General features: G+C 68.6%; 13 protein-coding genes. All 13 read left to right on the plus strand.

Annotation, left to right across the window (positions count from 1 at the left end; translation table 11 throughout):
* The coding region (locus Q0654_RS05835) for a chemotaxis protein CheW (protein WP_298851475.1) at window positions 1-866 on the plus strand (866 nt) is incomplete at its 5' end.
* Window positions 867-1,131: 265 nt separating this feature from the next.
* Complete coding sequence (locus tag Q0654_RS05840) at window positions 1,132-1,407, plus strand: STAS domain-containing protein (RefSeq protein WP_298851478.1); 276 nt, start codon at window positions 1,132-1,134, stop codon at window positions 1,405-1,407.
* A gap of 22 nt (window positions 1,408-1,429) precedes the next feature.
* Entirely contained in the window at window positions 1,430-1,798 is a 369-nt protein-coding gene (locus Q0654_RS05845; RefSeq protein ID WP_298851481.1) for a response regulator, read from the plus strand.
* Window positions 1,799-1,805: 7 nt separating this feature from the next.
* The gene (locus tag Q0654_RS05850; RefSeq protein WP_298851483.1) at window positions 1,806-3,878 is read left to right on the plus strand and encodes a chemotaxis protein CheA; all 2,073 of its coding nucleotides are present in this window, start codon (window positions 1,806-1,808) and stop codon (window positions 3,876-3,878) included.
* Between the two features lie 72 nt (window positions 3,879-3,950).
* Window positions 3,951-6,701 carry a methyl-accepting chemotaxis protein gene (locus Q0654_RS05855; RefSeq protein ID WP_298851485.1) on the plus strand — a complete coding sequence of 917 codons (2,751 nt, stop codon included), beginning with the start codon at window positions 3,951-3,953 and terminating at the stop codon, window positions 6,699-6,701.
* Window positions 6,702-6,732: 31 nt separating this feature from the next.
* On the plus strand, window positions 6,733-7,236 hold the full coding sequence (locus Q0654_RS05860; protein WP_298851487.1) for a chemotaxis protein CheW: 504 nt from the start codon (window positions 6,733-6,735) through the stop codon (window positions 7,234-7,236).
* A 155-nt stretch (window positions 7,237-7,391) separates the two neighbouring features.
* Window positions 7,392-8,459: a PAS domain-containing methyl-accepting chemotaxis protein gene (locus tag Q0654_RS05865; RefSeq protein WP_298851488.1), complete on the plus strand. Its 1,068-nt coding sequence runs from the start codon at window positions 7,392-7,394 to the stop codon at window positions 8,457-8,459.
* Between the two features lie 38 nt (window positions 8,460-8,497).
* Window positions 8,498-9,598 (plus strand): methyl-accepting chemotaxis protein, encoded by a 1,101-nt coding sequence (locus Q0654_RS05870; RefSeq protein ID WP_298851490.1) that lies wholly within the window; start codon window positions 8,498-8,500, stop codon window positions 9,596-9,598.
* Window positions 9,599-9,767: 169 nt separating this feature from the next.
* The gene (locus Q0654_RS05875) at window positions 9,768-9,893 is read left to right on the plus strand and encodes a hypothetical protein (RefSeq protein ID WP_298851492.1); all 126 of its coding nucleotides are present in this window, start codon (window positions 9,768-9,770) and stop codon (window positions 9,891-9,893) included.
* Window positions 9,894-10,865, plus strand: a complete 972-nt coding sequence (locus tag Q0654_RS05880; RefSeq protein WP_298851493.1) for a porin — start codon at window positions 9,894-9,896, stop codon at window positions 10,863-10,865.
* Between the two features lie 67 nt (window positions 10,866-10,932).
* Window positions 10,933-13,023, plus strand: a complete 2,091-nt coding sequence (locus Q0654_RS05885) for a methyl-accepting chemotaxis protein (protein ID WP_298851494.1) — start codon at window positions 10,933-10,935, stop codon at window positions 13,021-13,023.
* 237 nt (window positions 13,024-13,260) lie between these two features.
* The gene (locus Q0654_RS05890; RefSeq protein ID WP_298851497.1) at window positions 13,261-13,770 is read left to right on the plus strand and encodes a chemotaxis protein CheW; all 510 of its coding nucleotides are present in this window, start codon (window positions 13,261-13,263) and stop codon (window positions 13,768-13,770) included.
* Window positions 13,771-13,808: 38 nt separating this feature from the next.
* Window positions 13,809-16,292 (plus strand): methyl-accepting chemotaxis protein, encoded by a 2,484-nt coding sequence (locus Q0654_RS05895; RefSeq protein WP_298851500.1) that lies wholly within the window; start codon window positions 13,809-13,811, stop codon window positions 16,290-16,292.
* Window positions 16,293-16,309: the final 17 nt, after the last annotated feature.

Consider the following 16,309-nt stretch of genomic DNA (forward strand, 5'->3'; position numbering starts at 1 on the left):
CCGTGTTCGAGCAGGCCCATGCCGAGGCCAAGGCCGCCGGCGTGTTCGACCAGGCTGCCGCAGCGCCCACCCTCGCAGCACCGCTGGGCGATCCGCTCGACGAACTCGAAGCCGTGTTCGAGCAGGCCCATGCCGAAGCCAAGGCCGCCGGCGTATTCAAGCAGACCGATCCCGCTGCCAACGCGGGCGTCGGACCGGACAAGCGCGAGCTGGATGAACTCGAAGCCGCCTTCGACGCCGCCGCCGAGGCCGCGCGGATCGCCCGTCAGGCGGCCGTGGCGGCAGCGCCACCGCTGCCCAGCCATGTGCCCATGCCGGGCCCCGCTGAAGTGCCGCCGCAGCACGGTCTGCTCAAGCCGCAGCTGGCCCGGCGCAGCGAAGCGGTGCGCCGCCGGATCGCCGAACGACGCGCAGCGGACGCGCCCAGCCTGCCACCGGTTCCGGTCGAAAAATTCCACCGCTGGCTGCGCTTCCAGATGGGCGGCCAGAGCTATGCGGTGGAGCTGCTGAAGGTGCAGGAGGTGCAGCGCGTGCCCGACATCCTGCCGGTGCGCGGCGCGGCAGCGCACGTGATGGGCGTGATGAACCTGCGCGGTCAGATCATCGCGGTGATCGACCTTGGCGCCTGCATCGGCCTCAGCCGCGAACCGCTGACCGAAGCCTCGCGGGTGATCGTGCTGGAAACCGAAGAGGAAACCGTCGGCCTGCTGGTCAGCGCGGTGGCCGAAGTGATGTCGCTGTCCGAGCGCGCCGTCGAGAACCCCGTCAGCTCGATTCCCGCCCTGCCCAAGGAAGCCCTGATCGGCATCGCCCGCCAGGGTGGACACATGAGCGTGCTGCTGGATGCGACGGTTTTTTTGCGGTGAAGCTGGGATTGGGGATTCGGGATTCGGGATTCGCTAGAGCAAGCGCCCGCGAGGCTCAGGGCAGCCCGGAATCAACATCCCCGGCAGGCGGCAAGGCATCAGTTCGCGAGGCCTGCTTCAACGAATCCCGAATCCCGACTCCCGAATCCCGGATCAAACACGCGCCGCAATCCCGTCACACGCCGCCCGGCACGCCGCTTGCCTAAGCATCGCCACCGGCTTCCGCGGCTCGCGGCAGGCCACGTCACGAGGTTCCAGGCGCCCCATGAGCACCCTGCAGATTCCAGAAGACCTAGGCATCGAGGCCGCCGAGCCGCTGCTGGAGCAGCTGCGCGGCCAGCTCAAGGGCAAGAAGCCGCTGAAGCTGGACGGCAGCAAGGTGAGCCGGCTGCACGCAGCTTCGCTGCAGGTGCTGGCAGCGCTGGTGCTGCAGCGCCGCGGCGCAGGGCTGGAAACCCACATCGAAAACCCTTCGGACGAGTTCAAGGCGGCGGCCCGCATCTGCGGCCTCGGCGGCCTGTTCGGCTGGTCCTCCCCTTGAAGACGCAGACGGAGTACGCGCAATGAGTGGTGCACGCATATTGGCCGTGGACGATTCCGCCTCGATGCGGCAGATGGTGGCCTTCGCGCTGCGTTCCGCCGGCTGGGAGGTCGAAGAGGCCGAAGACGGCGTGGTGGCCCTGGAGAAGGCCAAGGGCGCGAAGTTCAACTGCGTGGTGGCCGACGTCAACATGCCGAACATGGACGGCATTACCCTGATCCGCCACCTGCGCCAGCTGCCCGACTACAAGTTCACCCCGCTGCTCATGCTGACCACCGAGGCCGGCATGGACAAGAAGCAGGAAGGCAAGGCCGCCGGCGCCACCGGCTGGATCGTCAAGCCCTTCGACCCCGACCAGCTGATTGCCACCATCCGCAAAGTGATGGGGTGAGGCCGCCATGCCCATCGACATGAAGCAGTTCCAGGGCGTCTTCTTCGCTGAAAGCCGCGAAGGCCTGGATGCCATGGAGTCCGGACTGCTCAGCCTGGAGTCGGCGGGCAACGATCCGGACACCATCAACACCATCTTCCGCGCCGCGCATTCGATCAAGGGCGGCGCCGCCACCTTCGGCTTCTCGGCGATCACCGGCACCACCCACCTGCTGGAAACGCTGCTGGACCAGGTCCGCGGCGGCAAGCGCAGCGTCACCCCGGAACTGTCCGATGCCCTGCTGGCATCGGTGGACATCCTGCGCGAGCTGCTGGTGGCCGCCGAGACCGGAGACCCCGACGACACCACACCCTGCGCCGAGCTCAACCAGCGCCTGTCGGCGCTGCTGGAGTCCGGCCAGGCCGCACCTGCCGCAGCCGCCGCCGCTGGCGGAGTGAAGACGGCAGCGCCCGCCAGCAGCGGCTGGCGCGTGCACTTCGCGCCGCACCCCAATCTGTTCATCACCGGCAACGATCCGCTGCGCATCCTGCGCGAGCTGGATCGCCTCGGCGACATGCAGGTCGAATGCGACACCTCGGCGCTGCCGGCTCTCGACGCGCTGGAGCCCGCGACCTCGCACCTGCGCTGGACGCTCACCCTGCCCGCCAGCGTGAAGCAGGCAGCGATCGCCGATGCCTTCGCCTGGGTTGAGGACGAGTGCGACCTCAGCATCGAAGCGATCACCGCGGCAGCCCCTGCCGTGGAAGCGCCGTCGCCAGCCGTCGCCGCGCAGCCTGCGGCCAGCGCGGACGTCCTGCCGGTGCCGGCGAAGAGCGCCGAGATCGTGCCGATGCCGGCCGCCGGCGAGCGCAAGGACATCGCCAAGCCGGGCGCGGGGGCCGCCAAGGCGGAGCGCGGCGCGGCCGAAGTCGACAGCTCGATCCGCGTCAACATCTCCAAGGTCGATGCGCTGATCAACCTGGTCGGCGAGCTGGTCATCACCCAGGCCATGCTTCGCCAGCAGTCGCACGGGCTGGATCCGACCCAGCACGAGAAGCTGCTGAACGGCCTCGCCCTGCTCGACCGCAACACCCGCGACCTGCAGGAAGCGGTGATGAGCGTGCGCATGCTGCCGGTCGAGTTCGTGTTCTCGCGCTTCCCGCGCATGGTCCGCGACCTGGCGGCGCGACTGAACAAGAAGGTCAACCTGCGCACCGCCGGCGAAGGCACCGAGCTCGACAAGGGCGTGATCGAACGCATCGTCGACCCGCTGGTGCATCTGGTGCGCAACTCCGTCGACCACGGCCTCGAAACGCCCGAGGAGCGCGAGGCCGCCGGCAAGGATCCGGTCGGCACGGTCGAGCTGGAGGCCTCCCACCAGGGTGGCCACATCGTCATCGAGATCACCGACGACGGCCGCGGCCTGAACCGCGAACGCATCCTGCGCAAGGCCATGGAGCGCGGGCTCAACGCCCACGAGGGCATGCCGGACTCCGAAGTCTGGCAGCTGATCTTCCATCCCGGCCTGTCCACCGCCGAGCAGATCACCGACGTCTCCGGCCGCGGCGTCGGCATGGACGTGGTCAAGTCCAACATCGCCGAGCTCGGCGGCGAGATTGACATCGAGAGCTATCCGGGCGAAGGCACGCGGGTCACCATCCGCCTGCCGCTGACCCTGGCCATCCTCGACGGCATGACCGTTGCGGTCGGCGGCGAAACCTTCGTGCTGCCGCTGGGCTATGTCATCGAGGCCATGCAGCCCGACCTGCAGGAGATCCGCAGCGTTCACGGCAGCGGCAAGGTGCTGAAGGTGCGCGGCGACTACCTGCCGCTGGTCAACCTCGCCGAGTTCTACCGCCTGGGCGATGCGCGCCTCGACGAGAACAGCCTGGTCGTGGTCGTCGAAGGCGGCGGCCGCAAGCTGGCCCTGGTCGTCGATGAGCTGCTCGGCCAGCAGCAGGTGGTGGTGAAGAACCTGGAGGCGAACTACCGCCGCATTCCCGCCGTATCCGGGGCGACCATCCTCGGCGACGGCAGGGTCGCACTCATTGTCGATGTCGGCGGCCTGGTACGGGCGCTGGCCAGCAGCGCCGCGGCCTGAGGCCCGGCGCATCCATCGAATCAGCGACACACGGCCCCCGCGTCGGCCGGCGTGATCGCGCCGGGAGGACTCATGCCGTCGACGGCCAAGCAACGCGCCACCGCCCTGTTGGAGACCCTGCAAAGCGCGGCGGGCAAAAGCCTGCATGCCCTGCGAGAGGGGCGTCTGGTGCAGCGTGCGTTGGAGCTCACGCGGACTTCGCTGGGCCTGCGCCTTGCGCTCGCCGTGGCGATCGGCGTGCTGCTGATCCTCGGATCCACGACCCTGATCGTCGGCTGGCGCGCAGCCAGTGCGCTCACCCAACGCTCGATCGATGAGCTCGACACCTCGCTGGATGTCGGCGAGCGCCTGCTCGCGACCTACGACAACACCCTGCGCGACAGCGCGCTCCGCATGTACGACACCTTCCTCGCCTTTCTGCCGGAAGACGACGTCACCCGCGTCAACGAAGAACTGCATGCGGCCGGCGAATCCGAGCTGCCCGCGCTCTACATGGGTGACACCCTGCTCAACGGCAACGATGACCCGGTCGACCGCTTCGAACTGGCCACCAACGGGATCGGCATGATCTTCCAGCGGCATGAGGACCGGTTCGTCCGCATCAGCACCAACCTGCGCGACGACTCCGCCTTCCGCGCGATCGGCAGCAGCATTCCGCTGGATCACCCCGCGCACGCCGCGCTCAGCGCGGGCGAGAACTGGAGCGGCCAGGTCGAACTGTTCGACAGCAATTACATCGCCTACTACAGCCCGATCAGCTACTTCGACCCCTCCACCGGCGCCAGCGACGAGATCGTGGCCGCGTTCGCGGTGGCGCTGGACTATGCGGCCACGCTGGATGCCCTGAAGGAATCGCTGCGCTCGACCCAGCTCGGCACCGACGGCTACTTCATGGCCATCAACATCCGCGAGGGCAGCAGCTTTGGCGACATCGAGCTGCATCCCGAGGTCGAAGGCCAGAACATCTCCGAGCTCGAGGATCCGGCACTGAAGGAGGCCCTCGAAACGCTGGCCAATGGCAGTCCGGACGAGGAGTACTCGCTGGAGCTCAAGTCGCGCAGCGGCGAAGTCGTGCAGATGATCGCCAAGGTCCGCGACTTCCCGGCCTTCGGATGGCGGCTGATCGCCCTTGAATCCCGCTCGGCCGCGCTCAGCGCCGCCATGGGCCTGCTCGGCCTGATGGCCGTGCTCGCCGTGTTCGCCCTCGCCTTCCTGATCTTCGGTCTGCGCTGGATCGCCCGCCACCTCGTCACCGAACCGCTGGGCGAAGCGGTGCAGGCGGTGGAAGCGGTGGCCGCCGGCAATCTCGACGTCTCCCTGCGCACCGATCGCGCCGACGAGGTCGGCCGCCTGTACGGCGCGATGACCCGCATGAGCGCGCAGATCAAGCAGCGCATGCAGGCCGAACGCGAGATCGCCGAAGCCAATCTGGGCATCCGCCTGGCGCTGGACCAGGCCAGCGTCGGCGCGCTGATCGCCGACACCGGCGGCAGCATCACCTACGCCAACCCGGTCGCGCTGCGCCTGCTGCGCCAGCGCGCCGATGCAATCCGCCTGCACTCGCCGGGCTTCGATCCCGACGCCCTGCTCGGCAGCCCGCTGGGCCAGTTCTCCGATGGCCGTGTCGACGTCGGCGCGCTTGCCCTCGACCTGCGCGAGCCGCAGCGCGTCGAGCTGGGCTTCGGCGAAGTCGTTCTGGACCTCAGCCTGTCACCGGTACGCGACGAGGCAGGGCGCGCCATCGGCCTGGTGGCCGAGTGGCAGGACCGCACCGTGGAGCGGCAGATCGAGCGCGAGGTCTCCAGCGTGGTGGCCGCCGCTGCCGCGGGAGACCTCGCGATCCGCATGGACCGCAGCGGCAAGACCGGCTTCTTCGCCCTGCTCGCCGACAACCTCAACGACCTGATCGAGCGCGTCAACCAGGGCATCCGCGAGATCCGCAGCGTGCTCGGCGCACTGGCCCAAGGTGACCTGTCGCGCACCATCGACGTGCGCATGGACGGCGTGTTCGGCGAGATGAAGTCCGACACCAATGCGACGATCCAGCGCCTGCGCGAGATCGTCGGCCAGATCCAGGCCGCCGCCGACAGCATCAACACCGCCGCGGGTGAAATCAGCGCCGGCAACCTTGACCTGTCCTCGCGCACCGAACAGCAGGCGGCTTCGCTGGAGCAGACCGCGTCCTCGATGACCGAGCTGACCGCCACCGTCCAGCAGAACGCCGAGAGCGCCCGCCAGGCCGACGTGCTCGCCGCCGGTGCGGCCGAGGTCGCGGTCAAGGGCGGCGAGGTGGTGGACGGCGTGGTGCGGGTGATGGGTGAGATCAGCACCGCCTCGAAGCAGATCGGCGACATCATCGGCACCGTCGACAGCATCGCCTTCCAGACCAATATCCTCGCACTGAACGCAGCGGTCGAGGCCGCGCGCGCGGGTGAGGCTGGCCGCGGCTTCGCCGTCGTCGCCAGCGAAGTGCGCGCACTCGCGCAGCGCTCGGCGGAGGCCGCCAAGGAGATCAAGCAGCTGGTCGGCAATTCGATGGACAAGGTCGGCGCGGGCTCGAAGCTGGTCAACGAGGCCGGCGCGACCATGCAGCAGATCGTGCACTCGGTGAAGCAGGTGACCGACCTGATCGCCGAGATCTCGGCCGCCTCGGGCGAGCAGTCCAGCGGCATCGAAAAGGTCAACCACACGGTCGGTCAGCTCGACGAGATGACCCAGCAGAATGCGGCCCTGGTCGAAGAAGCGATGGCCTCGGCGAACGCGCTGGAAGAACAGGCGCGCGACCTGGTCGACGCTGCCGCCGCGTTCCGCCTGCCCGGCTGAGACAACGCCAGAACCTACGGAGAACCCCAGCATGAGCAGCGAAATCGCCAAGGCCACCGCAGCCGCCACCGACGCCCATGCCGGCATCGGCGACGAGTACCTCACCTTCAGCCTCGGCGACGAGGAGTACGCCGTCGACATCCTCAAGGTGCAGGAGATCCGCGGCTACGAGAACGTCACCCGCCTGCCCGACTCGCCGGCCTTCATCAAGGGCGTGATCAACCTGCGCGGCGTGATCGTGCCGATCGTCGACCTGCGCCTGAAGTTCGAGCTGGGCCAGGCGAAGTACGACGAACTGACGGTGATGATCATCCTGAACCTCGGCTCGCGCGTGGTCGGCATCGTCGTCGACAGCGTGTCCGACGTGGTCCGCCTGCCGGCCGAGCGGATCAAGCCCTCGCCGGACCTCGGCGGCGCGGTCGACACCCGCTACCTGCGCGGCGTGGCCACCGTGGGCGAGCGCATGCTGCTGCTGCTCGACATCGAGCCGATGATGCTGGGGCGCGACATGTCGCTGACCGACGCGGCAGCCTGAGCGGTTGCTCCAGCGCGCACGCGCTGGGCTGCGGCTTGAAGGCCCCCGGTGATTCGCCGGGCGTGCCTCTTGCCTGTCGTGAGCAACGCGTCAAGAGTCCCGCGCAGGCGCTGACTCGCTGACGCCGGAAACGTTCACGTCAGGAGTCACACACGATGCGCACCAATCTTCCCGTCACCGGCCGCGAGGTCGAGCTCGCCGACGGCGAGATCATCGTTTCCCACACCGACACCAAGGGCAAGATCGTTTCGGTCAACCGCAGCTTCGTGCGCATCAGTGGCTTCACCGAGGCGGAGCTGATCGGCCAGCCGCACAGTATCGTCCGTCATCCGGACATGCCGGAAGCCGCTTTCGCTGACTTCTGGCGCACGCTCAAGGCCGGCCGCCCCTGGGTGGGCATGGTCAAGAACCGCTGCAAGAACGGCGACCACTACTGGGTTGAAGCCCACGCCACGCCGCTGTTCGAGGGTGACGCGGTCACTGGCTACATGTCAGTACGCAAGAAGGCCAGCCGCAGCCAGATCGCAGAGGCCGAGCGCGCGTATGCGGCGATCCGCGGCGGCGGCGCGGGCGCACCCCAGGTGGTGCACGGACAGCTGCAGCACCCGAGCCTGCTGCGCCAGCTCAACCCGCTGTGGCTGTTGAACCTGCGCGCCCGCTTCTTCCTGGCTGCAGCCGGCGTGATCGCGCTCGGCCTCGCGCTGATCCTGCTCGGCGAACACGCTGCACGCTGGTGGCTGCTCGGTGGTGCCAGCGCGTTCGCGCTGTACAGCGCCTGGTGGCTGAGCCAGGACATCAGCGGGCGCCTGCAGATCGCCGTGGCGGCCTTCCGCCACATCGCCGCCGGCGACTACGACAGCCCCCTGCCCGTCAACCGCGACGACAGCATCGGCAAGGTGCTGATGGGCCTGCAGTCGATGCAGGTGCGGCTAGGCTTCGAGACCCAGGAAGCGAAGATGAAGGCTGCCGAATCGGCGCGCATCCTCGCTGCACTCGACACAGCCGACACCAACATCATGCTGGCCAACGCCGACCACGACATCATCTACGCCAATGCCGCGCTGAAGCGGATGTTCGCCGAAGCCGAGGCCGATATCCGCAGCGCGCTGCCGCAGTTCCGGGCTGCCGAAGTGGTCGGCGCCAACATCGACATCTTCCATCGCGAGCCCGCGCACCAGCGACGCATGATCGAGGCGATGAGGCGCCCCACCGCACCCGCCTGAACATCGGCAGCCGCAAGCTCGACCTGGTGGCGACGCCGGTGTTCGCACCCGATGGCAGCCGCGCCGGCACCGTCACCGAATGGCGTGACCGCACCGCCGAGCTGCTGATCGAGGAGAACGTCGCGGAAGTCGTGGCGGCCGCGGCGCGCGGCGACTTCAGCCAGCGCATCGCGCTGGAGGGCAAGACCGGTTTCGTGCGCCGCCTTGCCGAGTCGATCGACAGCCTGATGGACGGCACCGCCGAAAGCCTCGACGCCGTGCGTCGCGTGCTGCAGGCCCTGGCCGCCGGCGACCTGAGCCAGCGCATCGAGGTCGAGCTGTCGGGCCTGTTCGACGAGATGAAGCAGGCCACCAACAGCACGGTGGATGCGCTGAGCGGCATCGTCCGCGAGATCCAGGGCTCGGTCGACACCATCCACACCGCCGCCGGCGAAATCTCATCCGGCAATGCCGACCTGTCGATTCGCACAGAGCAGCAGGCCGCCTCGCTGGAGGAGACCGCGGCGAGCATGGAGGAGCTCACCTCCACCGTGCGCGCCACCGCCGAGAACGCGCAGTCCGCGAACAAACTCGCGCAGACCGCCAGCACCACCGCCGACAGCGGCGGCCAGGTGGTGGGCCGGCTGGTCGCGACCATGGGCGAAATCGACCAGCAGTCGCGCAAGATCGAGGACATCATCGGCGTCATCGACGGCATCGCCTTCCAGACCAACATCCTCGCCCTGAATGCCGCGGTCGAGGCCGCCCGCGCCGGCGAGCAGGGCCGCGGCTTCGCCGTGGTCGCCGGCGAGGTGCGAACACTGGCGCAGCGCTCGGCCACCGCCGCGCGCGAGATCAAGGCGCTGATCGGCGACTCGGTGGCGAAGTCGCGCAACGGTGCGGCGCTGGCCGGCGAGGCCGGCGGCCGCATGCAGGAGGTGCTGGTCGCAGTGCGCCGGGTGACCGAGCTGATGGCCGAGATCTCCACGGCGGCGATCGAGCAGTCCAGCGGCATCGAGCAGGTCAACCAGACTGTCACCCAGCTGGACGAAGGCACGCAGCAGAACGCGGCACTGGTCGAAGAAGCCTCGGCGGCGGCACGTTCGATGGAAGAACAGGCGACGCAGCTGCGCGCCTCGGTGGCGCGCTTCCGGCTGTAGGGCCGGGATTCGGGATTCGGGAACAGCGTCGAGACACGGTGCGCGCGCTGCAAGCACGCACTGGGGCCGCGCTGGCCCTAGCATCAAGCGTCAGACCTTGGTCGTAGCGCGCGGCGCGGCTCTTGCACATGCCGTTGACACCCAATCCTTCCCGACGGGTATGCGCCACATGAAGACTCTCGCGCCCCTGATCACGCTCGCGCTGGCCGCGGGCGTTTTTGTTGGCAACGCCCACGCCCAGGCCCTGCCGGCCGACTGGAGCTTGAGCCCCACGCTGAGCGCCAACTACGACTGATTGCGGGTCAACGAGGACGCGCGCGCCTTTCCCGACGAGCGCGATTTCCGCCGCGCGCGCATCGGCATCACGCTGAAAGGCGGCGAGCGCTGGCAGCTGCGCGGCGAGCACGATGTCGAGGAGCGCACCGCGCCTGAATTGAGTTTCCAGTGGTTCCTCGGCGGCGGTCGCCACCTGCGCTTCGGCCAGTTCAAGCACCCTTTCCTGCTCGATGACGTCATCAACGAGCGGCAGACGCCGCTGATGGAGCAGTCCCTGGCCACCGCCTATGCAGTCAGCCGCCGGCTGGGCGTGGCCTACGGCCAGTCGAACGAGCGGCACAGCTTCGACATCTCGCTGTTCGACAAGCGCCTCGACGGCCGCTTCGAGGGCACGGGCCTGGCAACGCGCTACACGCGCGTGCTGCGCAGGACCAGCGAGGGCGTGTTCCATCTGGGCGGCTCGCTGGCGATTGACAGCCCGCGCAATGACAGCACGCGCTGGAGCACGCGCCCGGAATCCGGCATCGCCAGCCGCTCGCTGGTCGACACCGGCACGTTTGCCGGCGTCGACCAGAACCAGCGCCTGGCCGCCGAAGCGCTCTGGCTGCACGGTCCCTGGTCGGCGCAGGCCGAGCACGCCATCGGACGCAGTACGCGCTCGGGCGCCGCTGATTTCAGCTCGAACGCCAGCTATGCCCTGCTCAGCTGGTCGCCGACGGGACACGCGCGCAGCTACAAGTCGGGAGTGGTCGGCTCACCCAAGGCCGGCGAAGGCGAGATGCCGTGGGAGCTGTTCCTGCGCTTCAGCCGGATCGACCTCGACGACACGCCGGTGCTGGGCGGCGCGCAGCGCGACTGGACGCTCGGCGCAACCTGGTACGTGCACCCCAATGTGCGCCTGCTCGCCAACTACACCGCGGTCAGCAGCAAGCGCCGTGGCTTGGCCGACGACCCGGATCTGTTCCAGTTCCGCATCCAGCTGAGCTACTGAAACGCTCCGCTGCGCCACGTTCGACACAGCAAGCCCGTTGTTTCCGCACCTGCAGCGAGGAGCCCCAATGAACTGGTTCTACAATCTCACGATCGGTCGCAAGCTGGCGATCGCTTTCGCCGTGCTGACCGCGCTCGCCCTGCTGATCGGCGGTTTCGCCATCAAGGAGCTGAGGGATGAGAGCGCGCTGATCGGCGACCTGACCGAACGCTCGCTACCCGCGCGCACGGCCCTGCTCGAGCTGCGCGGCATCCTGGGTGAGTACCGCACCTTCGAAGTGGCCCAGCTCGGCTATCAGGGCCAGGCTGCGGAACTGGCCGACTACCGCAAGCGGACCGATGGCTTGCGCAACGACTTCGGCAGCACCCTGACGCGCTACGAGGGCCTCATCCGTAGCGAAGGCGAACGCGCCCTATTCGACAAGGTCAAGACCGCAGGCGCGGCCTATTTCGGCGCCGGCGCCAAGATCGCCGCTGCCATTGACGCCGACGACTTCGACACCGCCCGCGGCGTCTCCAGCGACGAGGCCCGCCCCCTGCGCCACGCGCTGATGGACGAGATCAAGGCCTTGATCGATGAAACCAGCCGCCTGCTGGACGAGCAGGTTGCTGCCGCCGATGCTGCCTCCGATCGGGCGATGCTCCAACTGAGCCTGGGCATGGTCGCGGCGGCACTCTTCGCTGCGCTGTTTGGCTGGAGCATTACCCGGTCGATCACTGTCCCCCTGAAGCTGGCCACGCGCGCCGCCGATGGCATCGCCCGCGGACGACTGGACCAGACCATCCGCGCCGAGTCCAAGGACGAGTCCGGCCAGCTGTTGGCCTCGATGGCGGAGATGCAGCAGCAGCTGAATGCCGTGCGCGAGGCCCAGCGTGTGCTGGCCGAGCAGCACGCTGCCGGCATGCTCGATCAACGCATCGACGCGAGCCGCTTCGCCGGTGACTTCGCACGCATGGCGGAGGAGGTCAACGCGGTGGTCGATGGGCACGTGCGCGCGCAGCGGCGCATGGCGGAGGTCATGGGCTTCTATGCCGAAGGCGACTTCAACCACGACATGGATCGACTGCCCGGCCAGCAGGCCGCCATTTCGCAGGCCATGGATACGGTCAAGACCCGGCTTGGCGAGATCAATGCGGCCATCACCGAACTCGCGGGGTCCGCAGCACGCGGAGAGTTCAAGACGCGCGGCGACGCCGCCCATTTCCAGCATGATTTCCGCCGCATGGTGGAAGGCCTGAACACTCTGATGTCCACCGCGGACACCCAACTCACCGGCATTTCGGTGCTGCTGCGCGCGCTGGCCGACGGCGACCTCACGCAGCGCATGCGCGGCGAGGCCCAGGGCGTGTTCGCGCAGATCCGGGACGATGCCAACCGCATGGTCGAGCAGCTGCGCAGCATCATCGGCGAGATCTCCGCCTCCTCGGAAACCGTTCGCTCCGCCGCCGGCGAAATCGCCGCCGGCAACGCCGACCTGTCCTCGCGCACCGAGCAGCAGGCGGCGGCGCTGGAAGAGACCGCGGCGAGCATGGAAGAGCTCACCTCCACCGTCCGCGGCAACGCCGAGAACGCGCGCAGCGCGAACCAGCTCGCGATCGGCGCCGGCGACGTCGCCGAGCGCGGCGGCCACGTCGTGCGTCAGGTGGTCGAGACCATGGGCCAGATCAACGCGCAGTCGCGCAAGATCGAGGACATCATCGGGGTCATCGACGGCATCGCCTTCCAGACCAATATCCTGGCGCTCAACGCCGCGGTCGAAGCCGCGCGCGCCGGGGAACAGGGCCGCGGCTTCGCGGTGGTCGCCGGCGAAGTACGCACCCTGGCGCAGCGCTCGGCCGCCGCCGCCCGCGAGATCAAGGGCCTGATCTCGGAGACCGTGCAGAAGGTCGGCTCGGGCAGCCAGCTGGTCGATTCCGCCGGCGCCACCATGGCGGAGATCCTGGCCTCGGTGAAGCGCGTCACCGACATCATGGGCGAGATCAGCGCCGCCTCGGCCGAGCAGACCTCGGGCATCGAACAGGTCAGCGCCACCGTCACCCACATGGACGAAGCCACCCAGCAGAACGCAGCGCTCGTCGAAGAAGCCACCGCCGCCGCGCGCGCGCTCGAAGACCAGGCCGGCCGGCTGGCGCAGAACGTGGCGCGGTTCAGGCTTTGACAGCCGGGATTCGGGATTGGGGATTGGGGATTCGTAACAGCGGCGCGCGGCGAAGTTCAGGCCGCCGCCCTGTTTCAACCTGTTCGACGCAGAGGATCGAGGCGCTCGCAGAGCACCCGCGACGACCTGCTCTCACGAATCCCGAATCCCCAATCCCGAATCCCCGCTACACAGGCACAAGCCTTGCCTCAGCACCGGGCAACCGCCGCCAATCCGTCACCGCCGCCCGGAGCCGCCATGTCCTTCGCCCTGTCCACCAAGCGCTCGTCTTCGGCGCGGGCCGCCGAGGCCGCCAACGAGGCGCGGCATGAATTCCTCACCTTCCGTCTGGGCTCGCAGGAGTTCGGAGTCGACATCCTCAAGGTGCAGGAGATCCGCGGCTACGAGAACGTCACCCGCATCCCCGACACCCCGGACTACCTGAAAGGCGTGATCAACTTGCGCGGCGCGGTGGTGCCGGTGGTCGACATGCGGCTCAAATTCCGGCTGCCCGCCGAGTACGACGCCTTCACCGTGATGATCGTGCTGAACATGGCCAGCGCCGTGGTCGGCATCGTGGTCGACAGCGTCTCCGACGTCAGCGCCTTCACCTCCGCCCAGCTGAAGCCCGCGCCCGAGCTCGGCAAGACCGTCGACGCCCGCTTCCTGACCGGCATCGGCATGGACGGCGAGCGCATGGTGCTGCTGCTCGACATCGACGAAATGCTGAAGGCCGAAGCCATGAGCCTGGTGGCCGCCGCCGGCTGATCGTTCCGGCCACCCTACTCCGAGGCGAGGTGCGTTCGATGAGCCGCAGTATCCAGGCCCGCTCCACCCTGATTCTCGGAGCGCTGGCCACGCTCAGCTTCGCGGTGGCCACGGTACTGATCCAGGACAAGGCCGGCGATGCCCAGGCGCTGGCCGCCAGCCGCGAACTGGCGGCGATCGCCGAGGCCCAGGCCGGCCGCGTGCAGCGGCTGGCCGAAGCCCCGCTGGCGATGAGCCGCGCACTGGCCGCATCGGCGCGCGCTGAGATGGCCACGGGCACACCCGAGCGGGCGCGCATCATCGAGGTCGTCCGCCAGTACACGCTGCAGGACACCGCATCGCTGGGCTACTGGATCGAGTTCGAGCCCAACGCCTTCGACGGTCGCGACGCCGAGTTCGCCACCGGCAGCGCGACCGCCAGTACGGACAGCGGGCGGGTGTCCATCTATTGGGTGCGCGGCGACGACGGCACGGTGTCGCTGGAAAGTACGGCCGGGCCCGAAGAAGACCCGGATCTGGCCGACGAGGATTATTACGCCGCAGCGCGCACGCGCGGCGCCGAAATGATGTTCGAACCCTATCCCTACGAAGTGTTCGGACGCGAAGTGCTGATGACCAGCCTGATGGTGCCGATCCTCGTCGATGGCCAGCACCGCGGCGTCGCCGGCGCCGATGTCACGCTCGACGGCATGCAGCGCGCACTGGGCGAAGTGCGGCCCTTCGGCAGCGGCGTGCTGCGCCTGTTCTCGCCAACGGGCAAAGTGATGGCAGCTCCCGAGACCGGGCTGCTCGGCACGGAATGGCCGCAGCCGGCGCTGCGCGACGGGCTCGCGCGGCTCGGTAGCGGCGAGCGCCTGCTGATCGAGGCGGATGACACCGCGATCGGCGGACCCGCCATGCAGGTCTTCCTGCCCTTTCGCGTGGGCGCCGGCAGCGACGTCTTCGTACTCCAGGTGTCGGCACCGGTCGAGGTGGTGATGGCCAGCGTCGGCGAGGTGCGCAACCGGATCCTGCTGATCGGCCTGTTGAGCGTGCTGGTCCTGGTAGCGGCAGTCGCCCTGATCATCCGGCGCCTCGTCGGCCTGCCGCTCGCGTCCGCGGTGCAATCGGTGGAGCGCATTGCCGCCGGCGATTTCGACGTCCACATCGAGGCGACCAAGGACGACGAGGTCGGTCGCCTCGGCAAGGCGCTGGTGCAGATGCGCGACCTCATGCGCGCCTTCATGCACGAGCAGACCGAACTCTCGCGCCGGCACGCCGAGGGCGAGCTCAGCCTGCGCGTCGACGCGAGCCGCTACCGCGGGGCCTTTGGTGGAATGGCTGCCGGCGTCAACCGCCTGGTGGACCAGCACATCGCGACCAGCAGCCAGATCATCGATGTCGTGCAGGCGTATGCACGTGGCGATCTGAGCCCCACCCTGCCCGAGCTCGCGGGCGAAATGCGCCGCTACAGCGAGGCTGTGGACGGTGTGCGCGGCAAGCTCGCTGCGATCCGCGACGAAATTCTGCGACTCTCCCGCGGCGCCGCCGCCGGCGAGTTCCACCTGCGCGGTGACGCGGCCCGCTTCGAGCACGCCTTCCGCGAGATGGTCGACGCGCTGAATGCGCTGATGGCGAACGCCGATGCGGGACTCAGCCGCACCTGCGATGCGCTGGGTGCGATTGCCCAGGGCGACCTGCGACGGAGGTTGGAGGGCGAAGCCTCGGGGCGTTTCGCCGAGCTGCAGGCATCGACCAATGCCACCGCCGAGGCCCTGCGCGGCATCCTTGGCGAAATCCACTCGGCGGTGGAGGCGATCAACCGTGCAGCCAGCGAGATCGCTGCCGGCAACGCCGACCTGTCCTCGCGCACCGAGCAGCAGGCAGCTGCCCTTGAGGAAACAGCGGCGAGCATGGAGGAGCTCACCTCCACCGTCCGCGGCAACGCCGAGAACGCGCGCTCCGCGAACCAGCTCGCCATCGGCGCCGGCGACGTCGCCGAGCGCGGCGGCAATGTCGTGCGCCAGGTCGTCGACACCATGGGCCAGATCAACGCGCAGTCGCGCAAGATCGAGGACATCATCGGGGTCATCGACGGCATCGCCTTCCAGACCAATATCCTCGCGCTGAACGCCGCGGTCGAAGCCGCCCGCGCCGGCGAGCAGGGCCGCGGCTTCGCGGTGGTCGCCGGCGAAGTGCGGACCCTGGCGCAGCGCTCGGCGGCCGCCGCCCGCGAGATCAAGGGCTTGATCTCGGAAACCGTGCAGAAGGTCGGCTCGGGCAGCCAGCTGGTCGACTCCGCCGGCGCCACCATGGCCGAGATCCTGGCCTCGGTGAAGCGTGTCACCGACATCATGGGCGAGATCTCGGCCGCATCGGCCGAGCAGACCGCTGGCATCGAACAGGTAACCGCCACCGTGACCCACATGGACGAGGCCACCCAGCAGAACGCAGCCCTCGTCGAGGAAGCCACCGCCGCCGCCCGCGCACTGGAAGACCAGGCCGGCCGGCTGGCGCAGAACGTGGCGAGATTCAGGCTTTGACAGCCGGGATTCGGGAG

The organism is uncultured Aquimonas sp. (assembly GCF_937888285.1).
Lineage (GTDB): Bacteria > Pseudomonadota > Gammaproteobacteria > Xanthomonadales > Xanthomonadaceae > Aquimonas.

Coding starts and splice junctions, on each gene's coding strand:
- Q0654_RS05860 (WP_298851487.1), top strand. CDS start 6,733: ATGAGCAGCGAAATCGCCAAGGCCACCGCAGCCGCCACCGACGCCCAT.
- Q0654_RS05840 (WP_298851478.1), top strand. CDS start 1,132: ATGAGCACCCTGCAGATTCCAGAAGACCTAGGCATCGAGGCCGCCGAG.
- Q0654_RS05895 (WP_298851500.1), top strand. CDS start 13,809: ATGAGCCGCAGTATCCAGGCCCGCTCCACCCTGATTCTCGGAGCGCTG.
- Q0654_RS05865 (WP_298851488.1), top strand. CDS start 7,392: ATGCGCACCAATCTTCCCGTCACCGGCCGCGAGGTCGAGCTCGCCGAC.
- Q0654_RS05885 (WP_298851494.1), top strand. CDS start 10,933: ATGAACTGGTTCTACAATCTCACGATCGGTCGCAAGCTGGCGATCGCT.
- Q0654_RS05845 (WP_298851481.1), top strand. CDS start 1,430: ATGAGTGGTGCACGCATATTGGCCGTGGACGATTCCGCCTCGATGCGG.
- Q0654_RS05890 (WP_298851497.1), top strand. CDS start 13,261: ATGTCCTTCGCCCTGTCCACCAAGCGCTCGTCTTCGGCGCGGGCCGCC.
- Q0654_RS05875 (WP_298851492.1), top strand. CDS start 9,768: ATGAAGACTCTCGCGCCCCTGATCACGCTCGCGCTGGCCGCGGGCGTT.
- Q0654_RS05855 (WP_298851485.1), top strand. CDS start 3,951: ATGCCGTCGACGGCCAAGCAACGCGCCACCGCCCTGTTGGAGACCCTG.
- Q0654_RS05850 (WP_298851483.1), top strand. CDS start 1,806: ATGCCCATCGACATGAAGCAGTTCCAGGGCGTCTTCTTCGCTGAAAGC.